The organism is uncultured Deefgea sp. (assembly GCF_947072475.1).
Taxonomy (GTDB): Bacteria; Pseudomonadota; Gammaproteobacteria; order Burkholderiales; family Chitinibacteraceae; genus Deefgea.
The window spans coordinates 1-19,471 of sequence record NZ_CAMTIA010000043.1; the positions used below are offsets into that span (position 1 = coordinate 1).

Annotated in this window: 18 protein-coding genes and 1 pseudogene; 3 read left to right on the forward strand and 16 right to left on the reverse strand. The window is 49.0% G+C overall.

Features of this window, described 5'->3' with window-relative positions; all coding sequences use genetic code 11:
- Positions 1-100: 100 nt before the first annotated feature.
- Both Q0V82_RS12550 and Q0V82_RS12555 read left to right on the forward strand, forming a co-directional pair.
- Positions 101-775 (forward strand): NAD(P)/FAD-dependent oxidoreductase, encoded by a 675-nt coding sequence (locus Q0V82_RS12550; protein ID WP_297576247.1) that lies wholly within the window; start codon positions 101-103, stop codon positions 773-775.
- A 13-nt stretch (positions 776-788) separates the two neighbouring features.
- Positions 789-980, forward strand: coding sequence for an FAD-binding domain-containing protein (locus Q0V82_RS12555; protein ID WP_297576249.1), 192 nt, complete (start codon positions 789-791; stop codon positions 978-980).
- A gap of 212 nt (positions 981-1,192) precedes the next feature.
- On the opposite strand, the gene Q0V82_RS12560 is transcribed toward Q0V82_RS12555, so the two are convergent.
- Positions 1,193-2,899, reverse strand: a complete 1,707-nt coding sequence (locus Q0V82_RS12560; protein ID WP_297576251.1) for a protein adenylyltransferase SelO family protein — start codon at positions 2,897-2,899, stop codon at positions 1,193-1,195.
- A 157-nt stretch (positions 2,900-3,056) separates the two neighbouring features.
- Here Q0V82_RS12560 and Q0V82_RS12565 point away from each other — a divergent pair, with 157 nt between their 5' ends.
- On the forward strand, positions 3,057-3,749 hold the full coding sequence (locus tag Q0V82_RS12565; RefSeq protein WP_297576252.1) for a VC0807 family protein: 693 nt from the start codon (positions 3,057-3,059) through the stop codon (positions 3,747-3,749).
- A gap of 107 nt (positions 3,750-3,856) precedes the next feature.
- Here the strand turns inward: Q0V82_RS12565 and Q0V82_RS12570 are convergent, their stop codons facing one another.
- From Q0V82_RS12570 to Q0V82_RS12640, 15 genes and pseudogenes are all read right to left on the reverse strand, one after another.
- Positions 3,857-4,102 (reverse strand): hypothetical protein, encoded by a 246-nt coding sequence (locus Q0V82_RS12570; protein ID WP_297576254.1) that lies wholly within the window; start codon positions 4,100-4,102, stop codon positions 3,857-3,859.
- A complete protein-coding gene (locus Q0V82_RS12575; protein WP_297576256.1) occupies positions 4,074-4,721 on the reverse strand; it encodes a DUF3047 domain-containing protein in 648 nt (215 codons plus the stop codon). Before Q0V82_RS12575 ends, Q0V82_RS12570 begins: the two co-directional genes overlap by 29 nt.
- Before the next feature lie 15 nt (positions 4,722-4,736).
- Positions 4,737-5,345, reverse strand: a complete 609-nt coding sequence (locus Q0V82_RS12580; RefSeq protein ID WP_297576258.1) for a CDP-alcohol phosphatidyltransferase family protein — start codon at positions 5,343-5,345, stop codon at positions 4,737-4,739.
- The gene (locus tag Q0V82_RS12585; RefSeq protein WP_297576260.1) at positions 5,338-5,979 is read right to left on the reverse strand and encodes an ATP-binding cassette domain-containing protein; all 642 of its coding nucleotides are present in this window, start codon (positions 5,977-5,979) and stop codon (positions 5,338-5,340) included. The genes Q0V82_RS12580 and Q0V82_RS12585 overlap by 8 nt, the downstream gene beginning before the upstream one ends.
- A 1-nt stretch (position 5,980) precedes the next feature.
- The gene (locus Q0V82_RS12590) at positions 5,981-7,618 is read right to left on the reverse strand and encodes an ABC transporter permease (RefSeq protein ID WP_297576263.1); all 1,638 of its coding nucleotides are present in this window, start codon (positions 7,616-7,618) and stop codon (positions 5,981-5,983) included.
- Positions 7,619-8,794 carry an ABC transporter substrate-binding protein gene (locus Q0V82_RS12595; RefSeq protein WP_297576264.1) on the reverse strand — a complete coding sequence of 392 codons (1,176 nt, stop codon included), beginning with the start codon at positions 8,792-8,794 and terminating at the stop codon, positions 7,619-7,621. It lies immediately after the preceding gene.
- A 66-nt stretch (positions 8,795-8,860) separates the two neighbouring features.
- Entirely contained in the window at positions 8,861-11,011 is a 2,151-nt protein-coding gene (locus tag Q0V82_RS12600) for an FAD-dependent oxidoreductase (protein ID WP_297576266.1), read from the reverse strand.
- A gap of 136 nt (positions 11,012-11,147) precedes the next feature.
- Entirely contained in the window at positions 11,148-12,245 is a 1,098-nt protein-coding gene (locus tag Q0V82_RS12605; protein ID WP_297576268.1) for an FAD-dependent oxidoreductase, read from the reverse strand.
- A 338-nt stretch (positions 12,246-12,583) separates the two neighbouring features.
- Positions 12,584-12,860 (reverse strand): annotated as a pseudogene (locus tag Q0V82_RS12610) (ATP-binding protein); the annotation flags it as partial.
- Positions 12,861-12,894: 34 nt separating this feature from the next.
- Positions 12,895-15,474 carry an EAL domain-containing protein gene (locus tag Q0V82_RS12615; protein ID WP_297576270.1) on the reverse strand — a complete coding sequence of 860 codons (2,580 nt, stop codon included), beginning with the start codon at positions 15,472-15,474 and terminating at the stop codon, positions 12,895-12,897.
- On the reverse strand, positions 15,467-16,012 hold the full coding sequence (locus Q0V82_RS12620; protein ID WP_297576272.1) for a heme NO-binding domain-containing protein: 546 nt from the start codon (positions 16,010-16,012) through the stop codon (positions 15,467-15,469). The genes Q0V82_RS12615 and Q0V82_RS12620 overlap by 8 nt, the downstream gene beginning before the upstream one ends.
- A gap of 144 nt (positions 16,013-16,156) precedes the next feature.
- Positions 16,157-16,561 (reverse strand): ribonucleotide reductase subunit alpha, encoded by a 405-nt coding sequence (locus Q0V82_RS12625; RefSeq protein ID WP_297576274.1) that lies wholly within the window; start codon positions 16,559-16,561, stop codon positions 16,157-16,159.
- 93 nt (positions 16,562-16,654) lie between these two features.
- The gene (locus tag Q0V82_RS12630) at positions 16,655-17,254 is read right to left on the reverse strand and encodes an LUD domain-containing protein (protein ID WP_297576276.1); all 600 of its coding nucleotides are present in this window, start codon (positions 17,252-17,254) and stop codon (positions 16,655-16,657) included.
- Complete coding sequence (locus tag Q0V82_RS12635) at positions 17,247-18,632, reverse strand: lactate utilization protein B (protein WP_297576278.1); 1,386 nt, start codon at positions 18,630-18,632, stop codon at positions 17,247-17,249. Before Q0V82_RS12635 ends, Q0V82_RS12630 begins: the two co-directional genes overlap by 8 nt.
- The gene (locus tag Q0V82_RS12640) at positions 18,629-19,399 is read right to left on the reverse strand and encodes a (Fe-S)-binding protein (RefSeq protein ID WP_297576280.1); all 771 of its coding nucleotides are present in this window, start codon (positions 19,397-19,399) and stop codon (positions 18,629-18,631) included. The genes Q0V82_RS12635 and Q0V82_RS12640 overlap by 4 nt, the downstream gene beginning before the upstream one ends.
- Between the last annotated feature and the right edge of the window lie 72 nt (positions 19,400-19,471).

Consider the following 19,471-nt stretch of genomic DNA (forward strand, 5'->3'; position numbering starts at 1 on the left):
CAAAAGATGGCATAGGATTTAACGATTGAGGCGACAACTAGTTTGACAATTACCGCTAAGCATCAGCTCGCCGCAACAGCGTTTTGTGGGCATCCCAAAAATGAACGCGCCCTTGGCGGCGATGGCCGCAGCGCTGGATGTGCAATTGTCGGTGCCCGTCACGGCCATTGAAGCCACAGCGCAAGGTTGGCAAGTGCGCGCGGGCGAGCCAATCTGGCAAGCGCGGCAACTGGTGCTGGCGATCCCCGCGCCGCAAGCGGCGGCACTGATTCCCGTCGCCCACCCGATGCAGGCGGCGGCCGAAAACATCCCCATGTCGCCTTGCTGGGCGGTGATGCTCAGTAGTGAGCACGCCATCAATTTGCCATTCGCTGGGGCATTTATGAATGATGGCGCGATCTCTTGGCTGGCTCATAACAGCAGCAAGCCCGACCGCACTGGCCAGCACTGGCTGCTGCATGCCAGCGTGGCGTGGTCGCAAGCTCATTTAGAAGATTCCGCCGATGAGGTGATTGCTTTACTGATTCAGGAATTCAATCGCCTGCTCGCGCGGTGGGGGCAGGCTGAACCCCATTGGCAGCATGCTGGCGCGCATCGCTGGCGGTTCGCGCAAGGCAGCAGTACTCAAGCCGTCGTGCAATCGGCTGAAACGGGTTTGGTATTGGCTGGAGATTGGCTAGCCGGTGGCCGTATTGAAGGCGCATATCTATCTGGCATCGATGCTGCCAATGCCCTGCTGGCCGTTACGGCTGGTCAACAAAGCAATCAATCATGAAGCGAGCAATCTATTGGTTTCACAATGTGATTGGCGAGCTGGCGCGGCGTGGTTTGAATCTCAGCGGATTGATTACGATGTGTATAGCCATCAAGGTAATTGGCTGTATTTAGCCGGTCGCGGCACAGAGCCAAGACCCAATCGGCGCTTTAATATTAAAAAACAGATTAAAAATTACGATCCAAAGCATGAATCCAAAGCATGAATATATGCAGTTATGGTGTGATTAACCGTGGGGTGTGAATCGCAGCCAACTGAATATGAGATGACGGCTTTGGCCGAGCAGTACCCGATTGCATCACACAGAATTAAGGCCGCTACCTGATGGTTTGCGGCCTTGCATCTTTCAGTCATTGGCTTGTACGGATCGACCGAAGCGGTTTTTTCTGCCGCATGGTTTAACCGTCATTCAGTGACTCAAGACGAGCAGCTGTAGTGCGAGATGCCACCCGCGTTGAAAAAATGATTGGGTTTTAGTCGGTAATATTTTGCTTCAATCGCTGGTTCTTGCTCGCTATATGGGTCATTAAACACCTGTTTCAGCTCTGCAATTAATGAATAGTCGCCTTGCCTCGCTTGTTCATAAGCGGGTGCAACTAGCCATTCGCGCCAGGTGTATTTGGGATTGGTGAGTTGCATCTTGCTTTTAATCGTATTGAGATCTGGTTTTTCATTGGCGATTAAGTCGAGCCATTGGTCTAGCCAATGCTGCCATTGCTGATCAAGCTCAGCGGAAGTGGATTGATAAAAGCTCTTTTTCAAGCGCTCGATATCTTTAGGTAGATGCGATAGCTCGCGAAAAAAGATCGTGTAATCCAGCTTGGTTTGGGTCATTAGCTGTATTAATTGGCGAAACAGTTGCGGGGGAAATTCGCTCAGACCCAATTTTGCGGCCCACATAGTCTGACATTGCTGCTGAATCTCAACTTTAAAACCATTGCGAACTTCATCTAATTGCGCAATTGCCGGCTCATCTTTCGCCAGCAGCGTGCGCAGTGCCAGCCAAAACATATGAAAATTAGCCTCAGCGGCGGCAGCTTGGTTAAAAAAAGCAAAGTGCTGGCCACCGCCAGTCCACGGCTGAAAGCCGGGGTCAAAAGCTTCACAAAATCCAAACGGGCCATAATCTAGGGTTAATCCACCGGCGTGGCAATTGTCACTATTAAAATTACCTTGGCAGAAGCCTACGCGTAACCAATGGGCGACAAGTTGACTTAAACGCGTTCTAAACGATTTGGCCAACTCAATAATCTGTTGGTGAAACGCGAGGTTTGGATCTATTTCGCTGGGGTACTCACGCTCAATTAAATGGGCCACGATGGCTGCTAGCTCTGGGAGCGCATGGTCATGCGCGTTAACACGTGCTCGACGGGCAAACAGCTCAATCTGGCCAACGCGCAAAAATGATGAAGCGACGCGAGTAGATATGGCCACCGGGTTGTCCACCATGATGTCAGGATCCGCTGAATTGGAATTTGGGGCATACCAAGGCCGCGCCGCAGTTTCTGATTTGGAGACGTATAAGCTGAGCGAACGCGAGCTTGGTACGCCTAAGGCGTGCATAAATTCTTGCGCCAAAAATTCACGCACACTCGATCGCAAGACGGCCCGACCGTCGCCTCCGCGACAGTAGGCGGTTGCCCCCCCGCCTTTTAATTGCATTTCATAGCGTTGACCGCGAAAAACACCTTCAAAAATCGACATGGCACGGCCATCACCATAGCCATTGCCGGTACGAAAAGGACATTGCTGAGTATATTCAGTGCCATAGATTGACAATGCATAACCGGTTGCCCAGCCATAGCGCAGCATTGGGGCTGGAGCCTGACTTAAATCACCAGAAAATAATTGCCTAAAGCCGTCGTCATGGACGAGCGCATCGGCTAAGCCCAATTGAGCAAACAAAGCTTGGCTATGACTAATATATTCGGCATGGGCCATCGCGGTGGGTTTCACCCGAACATAATGACCAGAAAACACTTGCCGTGCTTGGTGATCATTCCCATCGGATGTGCCATCTGGATCGGGTGTAAGGCGATCCATCAAGGAATAATCTACAGCCTTTGCAAAGGCGGTTAAATCTGAAATGCTAGGCTGCGCGAAAGCGTTTGATGGGGCAGTCATTGCTGAACTCCTTTATGCTCTGTGTTTTATATGGATCATTACAACGCAGAGGATGTGCGCGTTGCGAATCGCCGTTTAAGTCGCGCGTACTTTAGTCGGTTTATCGCCTTGAGGCATTTTTTTGTTAGCATGGGCTTCTTTTTACTCGGTGAACACTATGAGCGCACAAAAACAACCCAGCCTGCTTATCAATCTGCTGCTGAACATTCTGATCCCGACGCTAATTCTCACCAAATTAAGCACCGACCAATGGCTTGGGCCGACTTGGGCAGTGGTGGCCGCGCTGGCGTTTCCCTTGGGTTACGGCCTATACGATTTAAAACAAAGTGGCAAAGTTAACTTTATTTCGATTCTAGGGATGGTTAGCGTGCTATTAACCGGTGGCATTAGTTTGCTAGCGCTTGATCCCAAGTACCTCGCCATCAAAGAAGCCGCCATCCCCACCCTCATTGGCTTAGCGCTACTGATTAGCCAGTTCACGCCCTACCCGCTGCTCCATAAGCTGCTGTATAACGATCAAATTCTTAACCTTACAGCCATCAAGCAAGCATTAGTCACCGAGCAACAGCAAGCTGAATTTTATAAACGCCTGAACATCACTAACTACTTGGTCGCCAGCTCGTTCTTTTTATCGGGCGTGCTGAATTATCTGTTGGCTCGTTGGATCGTGGTTAGCCCTGCGGGCACTAGCGAATTTGCCGCCGAACTGGGCAAAATGACCGCTCTTAGCTACCCAGTAATCATGGTTCCCAGCATGATCGTCCTGATGGCCAGCTTGTGGTACTTGCTGCACAGCCTTAAAAAACTGACTGGACTTGACACCGACCAGCTACTGGCGGTGAAGGGTTAATTGTCACTGTGAGCCACTACGCTGGCTGCCAATGGTCGCCAGTGCGAGTAGGTAGTGGTTAAGTATTTTCAAGCACCAAGATCGGTTTTTTTGCTGGCATTTCTTGCTCATAAACCATCGGTAGTCGATTGCCGCGTGCCGGCGTATGCAGTGATAGAAGCCCACGATGACTCGGTCACGTCTTTTTCTGCTTCCCAACGGCCTTCAATATTATTGACTGGTGCCAGTGCTGTTCGGCCATAGCAGACATGCAAAGCTAAAGCAAAATCCCCAACCGAAATATAAGATTGATGGCCATAAAGCGTTCCGATGCCATCGAGGAATTTAATCCGCTGTAAACCAAATATCACCAAAAAATGCGCGTCCTGATTGTTGACTGTTGTCGCCATCGCTCATCAGGGCGACGATATCAATTTGCGTAAAATCCTCATTAAATGCTTGTCGTAAATCCGCTTTCACATTGCGTTTGTAGTTACGCCATTGCTGGGTGTTTTGATTGCCGCTCTCAACTGCGATTAATGCCGCTTGTGAGGTGAACGCATTCGGCCAGAGACTACCAACCGGCTGTTGACTCGCCCACACGTAATTGACTGACTTAGATGAAATACCCAACAAACCGCGCTCGACAACCACATACAGGCGAGCTGGGTAGTCATCGCCCGCTTTGGTCTTTTCATTTAAACCAAGCCATGCTTGATCTACTTTCCAGCGCCAATTGAGATAGGGGGTGCGATTTAGATCGATTTTAACTTTTTTGAATTTACCTGATGCGCCACCCGCTACGTTTGCGACTAAGACTTGCGTTTGGCCCTCGCGCTGCAACTGGTATTGCGTACTGCCTTTGAATGACTTGTCTTCCCAGCCCGCCAGTTGCCCTTGCGAAAATTGCCCAACGGGAATGCTGGCGGCGCTGAGTGGGTAGGCGCTCATCACTAGGCTGACACCCAATACAAAAATGGGCAATAGTTTCATTTGGCGTGCCTTTTGCTATTTAGTAAAAATTTGGTACGCCGCAGTAATCCGCGTGACCGTCGTGATGGCGCACAGGGCAGCAAAGCCCAAAGCCAGCATGGCAAACCACTGCGGCATCAGGCACATCAGCACAAAGACCAAGATGGTTTCAGTCGCTTCGGTTAAACCACCTAGGTAATAAAATCCTTTTCGCGGATAAATTGCACTACTTAAGCCGCGTTTTTCGGCCAATATGGCAAAGGCTAAAAAGCTACATCCGGTACCAACAAAGCTGTAAATCAAAATCGCTGCGGCCAAAGCGTTTGCCGCTGGATTTGCCAAGGCAAATGCCAATGGCACGGCCGAGTAAAATAGAAAATCAAGCGTAATATCTAAAAAAGCACCTCGATCAGTCGGCTGACTTTGCCTTGCCATCGCACCATCAATACCATCGGTTAGGCGATTGAGTAAAATCATTGCCAAGGCCCATTCCATCTGCCCGAATACAATCATCGGCACACTGCTCACACCCACAATAAAACCAATCCAAGTGATATGGTCGGCTTTTAAGCCCAGCGCCAGCAAACGACGCGCGATGCTTTGAATTGTGGGAGCGACGACATTGAGTATTTTTCGATCAAGCATGTTGAAAATCCTCGATCTGCAGCACTCGTCCTTGGGGCGGAATATCGGCGATGTCGTGCGTAACGAGCAAGGTTGGAATGGCTAAGGCGGTCACACGTTCAAAAACAAAAGCGCGAAATTGCTCACGCAGTACCGCATCGAGCTTGCCAAATGGCTCATCGAGCAATAAGGCTTGTGGTTGTGCGAGCAATGTGCGTAAAACACTCACCCTTGCGCGCTGCCCCCCAGAGAGGGTGGCGGGGTCGCGATCATAAAACCCAATCAAGCCAATTTGAGCTAACTGCGCTTCAATGACTTGGCGACGCAGTGATTGACCCTTGACCTCATTCGGTAGCGCGAAGGCTAAATTTTGCCCCACACTTAAATGGGCAAAGAGTAAATCGTCTTGAAATAAAATCCCGATGCGGCGCTGCTCAGTGGGGATTTGATCGACTCGTTTTCCATTGAGTATCAGCTCACCCGTCGCAGAAAAAATCGGATCGAGAGCTCCAATCATCCAGTGTAATACGGTCGATTTTCCCGAGCCAGATGCCCCCATTAGGGTGAGTACTTCGCCTTGCGCAATCTGCGCATTGAGTCCGCCAATCAACGCTTGCTTGCTCTGCTTGATGCAGAGCGACTTAATTTCTAACACTTTAACGTAATCCTCGGCGATGCTTCGCCTGCCAATGGCTCGCTATCGCGGCCAGTGCAAACGCCAGCATCGGTAATAACATCAGTAAAACCGCTTGAATGGCCATGGTGCGACGATTGCCACCGCTACTGAGCGCAATCGCTTCAGTGGTGACCGTACTAAACCGGCCAGCACCAGCAAATAGGGTTGGTACATACTGCGCAATACTCACCGCAAATCCCAAGGCAAAAGCCCCCAAAATCGGCCGCATTAACAGTGGCCACTTCATATATAAGCAAGCTTGCCAGCGTGGATAGCCCAGAGCCTGTGCTGTCAACATCAATCGCGGGTCAAATTGGCGATAAGCACCGACCAAACTAAGCAAAACGTAAGGCACAACCCAGAGTAGATGGCTCCAAATCAAGCCCATCACTGTGCCGTCCAAATGCAAAACCAGTAGCGCAAAATACTGCGCAGCAGACAGTGGAATCACCGGCAAAACCAACGGGGCATAAAGCCAAGCGTTATTGCGCTGCGGCCCCCATTCCAACCAGATCAATACCATCACTAGGGCGATCAAACTCGTCGCTAAACCAAGCCAAAGTGATGTTTTAAACGGCGTAAAGTCTGCATTTAGCCACGCTTTTATACTGAGTTCATCAGGCCATAAAGCCGGAAAAAACCAGCTCTGCGCTAAGGACCAAACAAAGAGTAGGATCATCAAGCTAAAGCTAATCAACACCCCGAATTGATATAGCCAAGACAGCATAGAGAACCGGTTAGGCTGACGTAATCCATCCAAATCCACCGTAGCGCGCTGATACACCCAAGCAACGCCGCGAAGCACTCCGCCCAAAGTCAGCAACACCAGCAGTAAAATAAGCGCCGCAACACCACCCTGAGCTTGCCGCTGCGGATCGGGATCAGATAGCCATTGCCATACCAGCACCGCAAAGGTTGGCGGCGTCGTCGGCCCTAAAATCAGCGCCATATCGACGACAGACAAACTGTAGGCCAGTACCGCCGCAAAAGGCCACATCATCCTTGGCAATATTTGCGGCAAGATGATACTGCGCCAGATCTGTTGCCGCTGATAGCCTAGGCTACGCGCCACAGTGATTTGCTGGGCAATGTGCCGCTCACCCAATAAATTCATCATGACCCAGAGCAAGAAAAAGCTCTCTTTAATGGCAAGAGCAATGCCAAGACTCATGCCATAAGGGTCTTGCACGGTGAGCCAATCAGGCGGGCTATCCCATGCCATCAAAGGCGCAATGGCACGAGCGAGCCAACCTGCGGGGGCAAATAAAAAAGCAAAGCCAATGGCAAATGCGGCATGCGGCATAGCCAATAAGCTTGGCAAGCGCTTTACAATAGAATGCCAAGCATTTGATGGGTATTTCTCTATAGCAATTGATAAAGAAAGCGCTAAAGCCAATACCCCACTGATTAATGTGGAGCTCAGTGTCGCCATCAAGGCAGGGATTGTTTGTGTATCTTGCCAAATGGCGAACCAATGACTGATTTGAAAAAAATCAAACCCCATCCGAACTAAGCCCGGAATGACGGGCAGGAAAACGATGCAGATCAAGCCGATGGCGAGCAAAGTACTGCCTTTGCTCGCGCCTCTCGCTACGATTAAAGGTAAGCCAATACGCATTTACTTTGCACCGTAGCGCTTTAGCCACTCCGCCTCAATCGCCGCAACCCAGCTTGAATGCGGTTCTGCCAACGTCGGTATTTTTTCGTTCAACGCGCCAGGTGCAGTCATCTGCATCGATTGACGATATTGTGCTGGGATTTTATCCAACGCCAATACACTTGGGTCTCCCCAAATTTTTAAGTCCGCCTTTTTAGCTTGAGCTTCTGGCGAGAGTAAAAAATTGGCGAAGACTTGTGCGCCCGCTTTGGCTTTTGCATTGCTTGGAATCGCCAAGAAATGCACATTGCCAATCGTGCCCTTGCTAAAGCCAAAGCTATACGCCGTTTTTGGCAATTGCTGCGTCGCAATCAGATTGGCGGCCTCATTCGGATTAAACGTGAGCGCCAGTTTGAGTTGACCATCGGCCAGCATCTGATTCATATCGGCGGCGCTTTTGGGAAAACTACTGCCTTTGCGCCAGAGCACCGGATGGAGTTGATCCAGATAAGCCCAAAGCGGTGCACTGGCTTTAGTGAATAACTCAGGACTAAGCGCTTGCTGCAATACTTTTGCATCCGGTGCGAGCTCTAGCAATAATTGCTTCAAAAAAGTCGTACCGTGAAAATCTGGCGGTTTTGGATAGCTCACTTGTCCGGCGTTGGCTTTAGCAAAAGCCAGTAAGGCTTGTGCCGATCGTGGCGGATTTTTCACGGTGGCTTGATTGGCAATAAAGGTAAGCTGAGCAGTTCCCCATGGCATCTCAAGCCCATCCGTAGGCTCAGAAAAATCAACACGCACTGGCTTATTTAAATCCACAAAGCGCCAGTTTGGCAGGCTTTCTGCCCATGGACCGTAGAGTAATTTGGCTTGTTTTAGCGCTTTGAAGTTTTCACCATTAACCCACAATACATCGACCGAACCATTGGTGGTACGACCCGCAGCCACTTCGGTCTTAATGCGTTTAATGACGTCAGAGGTATCTGTGACTTTGACATGTTTAACGCTCACCCCATACTTTTTTTGGGTTTGTGTGGCGGCCCAATCGATATAGGCATTGATATTTTCACCACCACCCCATGCGTTAAAGTAAACCGTTTGCCCTTTGGCATCGGCTTCGATTTTATTCCAATCCGTATTGGCCATCACGGTGGCGCTGAGACTGAAAGCCATTAAAATTGGCAAGAGTTGATTCATGTTTTAGCGTGTTCCTGCGTTCATTGATTTAAATTAATTTGAATTGATTTGAATTGATTTCGAAAACTAAGCTCGCATCCAGCGATGATATTTCTCAACCCAGCGCAGCAGCTTCACTGGCGCATGGGCGCGCTTCCATTCCCCTGCGACATATTTATTCGCTTCAGACATGGTGGGATAGGTATGAATCGTGCCCAAGATTTTATTGAGGCCAAGCCCATGCTTCATTGCCAACACATATTCGGCGAGGAGTTCACCGGCGTGAGCCCCCACAATGGTGACCCCTAAAATGCTGTCTTTACCGGGTACCGTGAGGACTTTGATAAAGCCTTTTGCCGCGCCATCGGCAATCGCCCGATCAAGATCGTCAATTTCAAAACGAGCGACTTCATACGCAACACCAGCGGCTTTGGCCTCTTGCTCGCATAAGCCGACTCGGGCCACTTCAGGATCAATAAAAGTACACCATGGAATCACGCTGTAATCCACTTTAAAGCGCTTAAACTGCCCAAATAGTGCATTCACACTGGCATACCATGCTTGATGCGAGGCGGTGTGGGTAAATTGATAGGGACCGGCCACATCCCCTGCGGCAAAAATATTCGGGTATAGCGTTTCTAAATAATCATTGGTCACTACGGTACGCGCCGTTTCAATCCCAAGCGACTCTAAGCCATAACCTGACAGCCTAGCTTGACGGCCTACGGCGCAAATCAATGCGTCAAACGCAATGGTTTGTTCGCCAGTGGGGGTTTGGACAATCAAGCATTTTTGTCCGGCATTCACTTCGCAACGCAGTGCCGCATATCCGGTTAAGACCTGCACGCCGCTGTGGCTAAGTTGCTCACCAACAAACTCAGACACCTCGGCATCTTCACGCGGCATTAAGCGATCACCACGTTCAACTTGACTGACCTTGGCACCAAGGCGGGCAAAACTTTGCGCCAGCTCACAACCAATCGGCCCGCCGCCTAAAATCACTATGCGCCGTGGTATTTCGTCCATTTGAGCAAAGGCTTCCCAGAGTGTGTCGCTGGTGTAGTAGCCGGTTTCATGGATGCCCGGCAAATCAGGCACAATCGGCGCCGCACCTGCGGCAATGATGATGCTGCGCGCGGTTAAACGTTGCTCGCGACCATCGTGGTGCTTAATTGATACCGTCCATGGGTCCAGCATTGTGGCGTAGCCTTGAACGATATCGACGCCTAACTTGCTGTAGCGCTCGATACTGTCGTGTGGCTCGACCGCACGAATCACGCTTTGTACTCGCGCCATCACAGCACGAAAACTAAATTCAGTGTCGGTGTCATCCAGTCCATACTGGCTAGCATGGCGCATTTGGTGCGCCAATTTTGCGCTACTGATGAGTGCCTTACTGGGTATGCAGCCATAGTTAAGGCAATCACCGCCCATTTTGTGCGCTTCAATCAATGTGACCTTAGCTTTGACTGCTACAGCGATATAAGCCGACACCAGACCCGCTGCACCACCACCAATCACGATCAAATTGCGATCAAACTGCTTGGGTTTTGTCCAGCGCTGATAGACTTTACGACGTTGAAATTGGGCAATGATTTGTTTCGCCAGCAAAGGAAAAATCCCCAGCAGCACGAATGACATCAGTAATGCGGGCGACAAAATGCCCGCTAGCGATTCAATTTTGGCGAGCTGAGTGCCGGCATTCACATAAACGAGGGTGCCTGCCAACATACCAACTTGGCTGACCCAATAAAAAGTACGCGTTTTGAGTGCGGTTAAGCCCATCAATAAATTGATTAGAAAGAAAGGAAAAACCGGCACTAGTCTGAGCGTAAAGAGATAAAACGCGCCATCGCGCGCCATGCCAGCATCAATACCAGCGAGTTGCTTGCTAAACCGCTGCTGCAGGCTGCTGCGAAGTACATAGCGTGAGGTTAAAAATGCCAAGGTGGCGCCAATGGACGAAGCAAAAGAAACCAGCACCGTCCCTGCCAGCAGACCAAAAACAGCCCCCGCAGCTAAAGTCAGAATCACCGCGCCCGGTAATGAAAGTGCGGTAACAACGATATAAACAGCAAAAAAAATCAATCCAAGTAACCACGGTGATTGCTGCTGCCATGTACTCAATTGCGCCTGGCTTTGTTTGAGTTGCGCCAGCGAAAGCCATTGCTGCAAATCAAAGATAAAAAATAAAGCCACAAAGATCAGCAGCACGGTAATGAGTATTTTTTTATTCAATGGTTAATCGCCTGTAATTTTTTCTAAAGGCTGCAAAATAGCGGCTCCTTTACTTACCGTTATAGTCGGATGACTCTGCGTTTTATTACAGTTAAGCCGCCTGTTAAATAAACTAAGAAGGGATTGCTTGTGTCAACTATCGATATTTTGCAACAAAGTTTCGATCTATCCAGCGCTTCCAGTACCAGACCCATCGCCCCTCTGCACTAAAATTGCCCCATGAGGCAATGGCATGTTGTGGGCCTGTGGCCAGCAAATACAGCGTGGTCTCCCTCAGCTTGTAATGTTTTTTAGGTGGGAGACCTTGCATAACATCAATCAGATTTTGCGCAAGAACCGGCCCGGCGCGAACGGCATGTACGCCAGATTTGGCGTGTGCCATCGATCTTGAGCCGACGTCTCCTGCCGCAAATACATTTGGGTGCGACGTACTTTGTTGCGCTGCATTGAGGGCAATAAAGCCATGCTGATTGAGCGCTAGCTTAGCGTCGCGCAAAAGAAACGGTGCTCGAACGCCAGTCGCTGCAATAATAAAATCGGCATGAATAAACTCGCCATTTGACAGCACTAAGCCTGTTCCTGTGCCTTGGGCTTTTGCTTGGTGTTGCTTTAAGCCGCTGCGAGCGATGGCTTGCTGCGTACGACAAATAACCGATGGCGAAAATCCAGGCAAAATACCTTGTGTTGAATAAACAAAATCAATCTCCAACGGTAATTTCAATTGGCTTGTTGTGTACTGCATCGCCAGTGCCAATTCAACACCCGCAGCGCCACCGCCAACGATTGCAATGTGCAAGGGTTTTGCTCGTTCCAGTTCGCCAATAATGCTGATCCATTTTTGAATAAATTCATCAAGGGGGCGAATCGGAATCAGCAGATCTTCTGATAGCGCGAAGGCGCCAACTTGTGATTCACCGCCAATATCAATCGACAATAAATCATACTCAAGTTGCAACCCACTAGGCAGCGTCACCAAGCGTAGATCCGCATCGATGCCAACGGCGGTATCGACAATAAATTCAACACCGGCACGCTCACATCGCAGTTGTAAGTCAATCTGACAGTCACCAAGCGCATAGTGACCAGAGATCCAACCTGGCAACATCCCCGAATAGGTTTGATACTGAGACGGTGACAATAACTGCACTCGCCAGCCATTTGGCACGCCGTCTTCAAATTGCTTTAGCACCGCAAGATGGGCGTGCCCTCCTCCTAATAAAATTAAGGTTTTCATTCAAGTCCGATGCTAAATTTATGAATCATTGCCATTGACTAGTCACTCTGCTTGAACAGCAATTCGTTCTTTAATTAATGATTTTAAAATCCAAGTCTACGCGCTGCATCGACATTCCCATACTGCGCTCTTGTTTTGCAATGACTTGCTGGTGATGAGCAATGGCCTGATCGAGATTAACCCAAGGTGCTTCTGTAGCATGAAATGAAGGGCTAAATTGTGTTGAGGCGTACTGAATTTTGACCCGCGATGCGCGTTGAATTTAACCTGGCGTTAGCGTCACCCACGGTATGGATGACTGGTTTGAGCGCGCTGCTTGCCTGCTCTTTTTGTCGCTCTCATTCCTGTATTTTAAGTTTGCTACTGGCGCTACTTTGCTTAAAGCGCGATGACTCATTGCCTGTTTCGATGAAATGAATGGTGCGTCAACCGATCCAGTAAGATCGTGATGAGCTTGGCGTCGCCGAATACAGTTGGCCATTCGGCAAAGGTCAAATTGGTGCTGATGATCACGCTGGTGCGCTCGTACAGTTTGCTTAGCAAGTGAAATAGCAGTGCACCGCCCGCTTGTGAGAATGGCAAATAGCCCAATTCATCAAAAACCACGGTACTTGCAGTCTGATCTACGCAATTCGATGAGAAACAACAACTAAGGCTTTAAGTTGCTCATTAATGCAATTAACTGCGTGGGCTCTAATGGTTTTTGTAAAAAATGGTCTACGCGGGCAATATTAATGGCTTCACGCAATACGGCTAAATCGGTGCTAGCGGTAATCAAAATACGAAGGGCACTGGGTTGTAATGCACGAACTCTAGCTAACAATGAAATACCGTTTTCTCCGGGCAACTGATAATCACAAATCACGGCCGAAACCGTATGATCGGCGAGGTATTCCAAAGCCGTTTCTGCGCTGGTCACACACTGAACATCGAGTGTTAACTTCGATAAGATGTGCCGCATCACTTCCAGCATAATCGGCTGATCATCAATCACTAAAACTTTAATCACCTGCTGTGGTGCACGTAATTTTTGAGTGTCCAGCACATACCTTTTTCGCAACATCAACACTAACTCATCGCTAGGCACGGCCTTTGATATCCAATACCCTTGAATTAAATGCGCACCCAGCTCGAATAAAATTCGAGCTTCTTCTTCCGTTTCTACACCCTCAGCCAATGCCTGCATCGATAAGCTACGCGCCAGCTGAATAATGGTGGTGATAATGGCTTTATCGTGCGTACCCTTACTTAAACCGCGAACAAATGACTGGTCGATTTTCAAACGCTCGGCTGGAAAACGCTTTAAATAACCCAAATTAGAATAACCCACACCAAAATCATCAATCGCCAAGGCGACGCCCAGCGCCTTAATACGGGAGATAATATCCAATGCCATTTCTGGATCACTAATCGACAAACTCTCGGTAATTTCTAGCTCTAAGCACTCAGGAGGGATGCCGTGACTGGCCAGCGTATCAGCCACGCGTTGGACAATCTCATCGTTAACCAAATCTAAAGGGGATACATTGACCGCCACCCTCACCCAGCCAAGTCCTTCTTGATGCCAGCGCAAAATTTGGCGGCATGCCGCCGCCATCACCCACACTCCAATATCACGAATCAAACCAATTTCTTCTGCGAGCGCAATAAATGCCCCGGGAAAAAGCAAGCCATAATCTGGCGATTGCCAACGCACTAACGCCTCCACGCTGACTAGCATTCCGGTATTTAAATCGACTTGGGGCTGATAAAACAACACTAGCTCATCACGCACAATCGCATTACGCAAACGGATTTCTAATTGATTTCGGGTGTCGAGTTCCTCTTGCATATCCTCAGAAAAATAACAAACCGCACCATTGCCGCTTTCTTTGGCGTGGTACATCGCAATATCGGCTCGTTTAAGTAGTATTTCACCATCACTGCCATGCTCTGGAAACTGTGCCGAGCCAATGCTATACGCCATGACTTGATCAACACGGTCTAAGTGAATGGGCAACAACATAATCTCTTGCAAGTATTGCTCTACTTGCTGACGCTCCAGCGCACTGGCCGTTGGCACCACCAACACAAACTCATCCCCACCCAATCTTGCCGCCAAACCACCTGCCAAGGGCAGTCTTCGCAATCGTGATGCAACTTCACACAGAACGATATCGCCAGCAGCATGTCCCATACTGTCATTAATAAATTTAAATTTATCCAAATCAATAAAAAACACACTCAACCCCGCAGGATAAACTCGGGCAGAGGCAATATACTGGTTCAGCTTTTCAAGCAAACGCTGACGATTGGGTAAGCCGGTTAACACATCGTGCGAGGCTTGATAGCGTAATTGTTGATGTAATCGACGCTGTTCGGAAAGATCATGCAAAATAATAATCCGTGCAGGACTCCCCAAAAATGCGCTGCTACCAATAATAATATGCACGGCAGAAAACTCGCCATTGGCCTTGCGCATTAAGACCGCAGCGTCTTCTTGCACCAACACAAACTCATCCCCACCCAATCTTGCCGCCAAACCACCTGCCAAGGGCAGTCTTCGCAATCGTGATGCAACTTCACACAGAACGATATCGCCAGCAGCATGTCCCATACTGTCATTAATAAATTTAAATTTATCCAAATCAATAAAAAACACACTCAACCCCGCAGGATAAACTCGGGCAGAGGCAATATACTGGTTCAGCTTTTCAAGCAAACGCTGACGATTGGGTAAGCCGGTTAACACATCGTGCGAGGCTTGATAGCGTAATTGTTGATGTAATCGACGCTGTTCGGAAAGATCATGCAAAATAATAATCCGTGCAGGACTCCCCAAAAATGCGCTGCTACCAATAATAATATGCACGGCAGAAAACTCGCCATTGGCCTTGCGCATTAAGACCGCAGCGTCTTCTTGCGCCCCTTCACTGAGTGGGTCGATTTCATCATCCACCACCATATTGAGCCAATTGCAGCCAATTAGATCGGCAACCTGAGTAAACCCAAGCAACTCAACCGCCGCTGGATTCGCTAAAACAACTTCACCACTATTTTGCGCCAACAAAATAGCACATGGCATTCTAGAGAGGACATCAAAGAACTCTTGCTCCTCGCTCGTACGCATTTTTTCGTAAGCCAGTCGCAACGCCTCGCTACGTTCTTCAACGAGGTTTTCTGCATATTGACGCGCTTTTTTTTCACGCTCAATCGTCCGACGAAAAGCGCCTTCGAGTTCTTCATTCATAGAAAATAATAAACTCCGTGACTTGTGCCTCTCCCTCATCTAAAAGATCACTGCGGCTGACCTTATTTTTGGCATGATAATAAGCAATACACCCAGCGATCATGCCTTCGGCCAGATCAGCCAAATGACGCCGTGAACGATAACGCAGCAACAAAGAACCATCGCTGCGTCGCTCCGTTTCTAGTCTAGGTAATTCTGCATCGGGGTAGATTCGACGAACTTCCACATGAATATGCCCTTCAATACTTTCCAGAAAGCTAAAAACGTCGGGCTTATCACGAAAAAAATCAGGGTGCTGCGCCACCAGTTTGCCAAATAAATATTTGCCAAAGCCTCGAACCAAATCAGGGATGGGTATATTGCAACGGGTCGATAAAGCCGTCACCATTGCGATTAATTCTTGAAAGTCATAATACCCAGCGGCAGTATATGCACCACCAGAAACAGGATTGGCCGCCGTAATCATCGCATCTACGGTGACCATACCCTGTGCGGACTCAACGAACTCAATAAACTCGTTAAAAACAATACCTTTCATAAATCCTCCGCCTTACCTTGTTAATGCTTACCATTAATCTAGCACGGCAGAAAAATATGACAATTTTTAACTTTTTTTTCATCGTCTTGTCATGATAAAACTGGACTTCATGCACCACAAAACCAGTCAATCCATCGGATTGAATCAAACTAATTGCACTAACTCACCATCGCGGCGAAAAGCTAAAAATGGCTGTACCGCCCCCGATTGAATTGCGGCCATCATTCGTTGAAATGCACCCTCTATTTCATCATGGGTCGGAGCTAGCAGGCCTTTACCCCCTAAACCAGCCACAAATACCATATCCCAATCGGGGACGAGCTGCGCTGATTCAGCAGTTAACGCCGCGAATGTACTTAGCTCTAGCGGCGATTTATCCACATACATTAGGGGCGTTAACTCACCCGCTTGCTGGGCAGAAAACTGGGCAATTTGCTCGGCAGTCGCATCCTCAGGCAAACCAGCCCCCGTAAAAACAAACAACAGCCTTTGTGGTGTCGGCTGGCTGCGAGCGGCGGTCAGTAAATCAGTAAAGCTGGCAATATCCATAATGTCCCCTAGAGTCTGTTGTGATAAAAAACGTCGCTAAAGCTTAATACCGAACACTGCTGTCAGCATAGTTTTGATCTTGGGTGAGTTTAATCACACCACACAGGGTGTGCGTTGATAAGCAATTACCGACAATGTGCGAACGCCTTGTGCGCCGTGCACCAAAGTACCTTCAATATCAGCAGTGGCTGAAGGGCCGCTATGCAGCACTGCGTATCGTGCCATTTGGAACTCAGGGCGTTGATACGCTTGGTGCAAATTGCCAACAATTTCATTCACATCCAGCAGCACCACCAAATGCTGGGCAAGGTACGCCAGCGCATTAATCACCAATTCTTGCTCGGTAAAGCAAACGCTGCCGGTTTCAGCCACAGCAAAACGCGCGCGCACGACGGCGACATCAACCTCTGCCAAGTGATGCGGATCTTCGCCTTGCACAACATTAAAATTACCCTCAACTTCGGGAACGACTGAAGCAATAATTTTAGCTTGCGGAAAATGCTGGGCGAGCAAAGCGTTCAAATGCACACCTTCAGGGCAATCTAATATTTCCCCCCCCATTCGTTGCAAGCTCGCTTGAAATTGCGGCCATGGGCTTGGCAAATTGGCATCAAACAACGGCACTTTGGGTAAATCACTCGCTGGCGGTTGATTAACGCGTACTTGCGCCAAAATAATATCGCGACTACTCATGATCAGCTCCTCGGTTTTTAGCCCACCATTGATGAAATGTGGCTTTTGGCGCATCGGGGATTTCACGCTGCAAGCCCCAAGCATTGAGCGGGTTATAAATAAGAGCCCGAGGAAACTCACGACTAACTTGGTCAACCCCCGCAATGACCCGCCGATATAGTGCCGGACTCGCCAATACTTTAGCGGCCACATCCAGCGCGGTTCGGCGCAATAGCGGTAGCTCTTGTTTTTCACTGATAATTCGCCGCCACTGATAAATTTGCTCGTGGATATTAATTTTGACCGGGCACACGCTGGTACAACTGCCATTCATGGTGGATGCATAGGGCAAAGCACGGTAGCGATGTAAATCAATGGCTGGATTTAAAATAACGCCAATGGGCCCTGGATACACACTGCCATAACTCAACCCACCACTACGCCGATACACAGGGCAAGTATTCATACACGCCCCGCAGCGAATACACTTGAGTGAAGTCCAAAAGTCAGCCATCCCCAACCGCGCCGAACGGCCGTTATCAACCAACACAATATGCATTTCACTACCATCACGTGGTGCGCGAAAATGCGAGGTATATTGCGTAATCGGCGAGCCTAAGGCACTGCGCGACAACAGGCGAATAAACACGCCCAGATCTTCAATCCGCGGGATCAGCTTTTCAATCCCGACTGATGCGACATGCAAAGGCGGCAAATTGGCGCTAATGTCGGCATTGCCTTCATTGGTACACACTACAAAACTACCCGTCTCTGCGATTAAATAATTGGCCCCGGTCATCCCCGCATCGGCAGCTAAAAAATGCGGTCGCAGGCTTTGCCGCCCTGCCTCACTCAACACTTTAGGATCATCATTATTAGGATCAGAGTTGATGGTACGAGCAAATAATTTTGCAACATCACCCCGCAATTTATGCACTGCCGGCACCACAATATGACTCGGTGGTTGATCATCATCCAATTGCTGAATACGCTCACCCAAATCCGATTCAATCACCGTAATCCCGAGCTCGGCCAAATACGGTCGCATCTGGCACTCATCCGTGAGCATCGATTTACTTTTAATGACGGTTTTAACCTGATGCGCCGCAAAAATCTCACCAACAATCCGATTATGCTCTTGGGCATCTTGTGCCCAATGTATCTGCACCCCATTGGCTGTTGCGTTGCGTTCAAACTCTTCGAGATAGTCCGCTAAATGCGTGAGCGTATGCGCTTTAATGTCAGACGCGAGCTGACGCAGCGTTTCCCACTCAGGGATCTGATCTCGCTCCTGATCACGCCCTTTTCTTAAGTCCCACAAGTGATGATCATGAAAACGTTCATGCTGCACATCGGCGATAAACATATCTGCAGCGGCCGATTGATCTACCGGTTTCATACGGTATCTCCATTCAATATCTGGGCAATATGAATGTATTTTTGTCCATACCCTAAGCGCTGCGCACAGCCTTTTTGATGCATTAAGCAGCTCATATCGGCCGAGACAATATATTCCGCCCCCGCGCGTCGTTGATCATCGACCTTGTCATACCCCATTTTGGCCGAGACGCCCTCTTCAAAAATAGAAAACAAACCACCAAAACCACAGCATTCATCGGCGCGCTCTAACTCAACCCACTCGATGCCCGGTACATTGGCCAATAATTCTTTAGGTTTAGAAAAAGCCGGCCCACGAATTTCTGACATTGATGCCAAAGGGGGCTGCAGACTGCGTAATGAAGTGCAGCTATTGTGCAAAGCCACTTTGTGCGGGAATGACGCCCAAGGAAAATCGCGTACTTGCAAAATATCGTGCAAAAATTCGACCAATTCATACGCATGCGTTCTGACTTGCGTCACTTCATCGGTTTGCTCAATCGCATCCATGTGTTGCCGAACATGGTGAATACAACTAGCGGATGGACCGACGATATAGTCGTAGCCCGCAAAGTTCTGCACAAATAATGCTTCACAAGCCGCAGCATTTTTTTGATCACCCTCATTGGCGAGCGGCTGACCACAGCAGGTTTGGTTGAATGGATACTCCACAATACACCCCAAGCGCTCGAGTAATTGCAGTGTTGCCACCCCAATTTCAGGAAAGCTTGCATCAATAAAGCACGGCACAAACAAAGCCACGCGTGGCGCAATCGGCGTCATCGTCATTACCAGCCCCTTATTTCAATCGTGAACGATGTTTTATCATCGCCCATGCTCATCAAATAGCCATCACCACAT

Bases quoted from the DNA above. Each gene is read 5' to 3' on its own strand.
- Q0V82_RS12550 (WP_297576247.1), top strand. From the start codon at position 101: ATGAACGCGCCCTTGGCGGCGATGGCCGCAGCGCTGGATGTGCAATTG.
- Q0V82_RS12560 (WP_297576251.1), bottom strand. From the start codon at position 2,899: ATGACTGCCCCATCAAACGCTTTCGCGCAGCCTAGCATTTCAGATTTA.
- Q0V82_RS12565 (WP_297576252.1), top strand. From the start codon at position 3,057: ATGAGCGCACAAAAACAACCCAGCCTGCTTATCAATCTGCTGCTGAAC.
- Q0V82_RS12575 (WP_297576256.1), bottom strand. From the start codon at position 4,721: ATGAAACTATTGCCCATTTTTGTATTGGGTGTCAGCCTAGTGATGAGC.
- Q0V82_RS12580 (WP_297576258.1), bottom strand. From the start codon at position 5,345: ATGCTTGATCGAAAAATACTCAATGTCGTCGCTCCCACAATTCAAAGC.
- Q0V82_RS12590 (WP_297576263.1), bottom strand. From the start codon at position 7,618: ATGCGTATTGGCTTACCTTTAATCGTAGCGAGAGGCGCGAGCAAAGGC.
- Q0V82_RS12595 (WP_297576264.1), bottom strand. From the start codon at position 8,794: ATGAATCAACTCTTGCCAATTTTAATGGCTTTCAGTCTCAGCGCCACC.
- Q0V82_RS12605 (WP_297576268.1), bottom strand. From the start codon at position 12,245: ATGAAAACCTTAATTTTATTAGGAGGAGGGCACGCCCATCTTGCGGTG.
- Q0V82_RS12615 (WP_297576270.1), bottom strand. From the start codon at position 15,474: ATGAATGAAGAACTCGAAGGCGCTTTTCGTCGGACGATTGAGCGTGAA.
- Q0V82_RS12620 (WP_297576272.1), bottom strand. From the start codon at position 16,012: ATGAAAGGTATTGTTTTTAACGAGTTTATTGAGTTCGTTGAGTCCGCA.
- Q0V82_RS12625 (WP_297576274.1), bottom strand. From the start codon at position 16,561: ATGGATATTGCCAGCTTTACTGATTTACTGACCGCCGCTCGCAGCCAG.
- Q0V82_RS12630 (WP_297576276.1), bottom strand. From the start codon at position 17,254: ATGAGTAGTCGCGATATTATTTTGGCGCAAGTACGCGTTAATCAACCG.
- Q0V82_RS12635 (WP_297576278.1), bottom strand. From the start codon at position 18,632: ATGAAACCGGTAGATCAATCGGCCGCTGCAGATATGTTTATCGCCGAT.
- Q0V82_RS12640 (WP_297576280.1), bottom strand. From the start codon at position 19,399: ATGACGATGACGCCGATTGCGCCACGCGTGGCTTTGTTTGTGCCGTGC.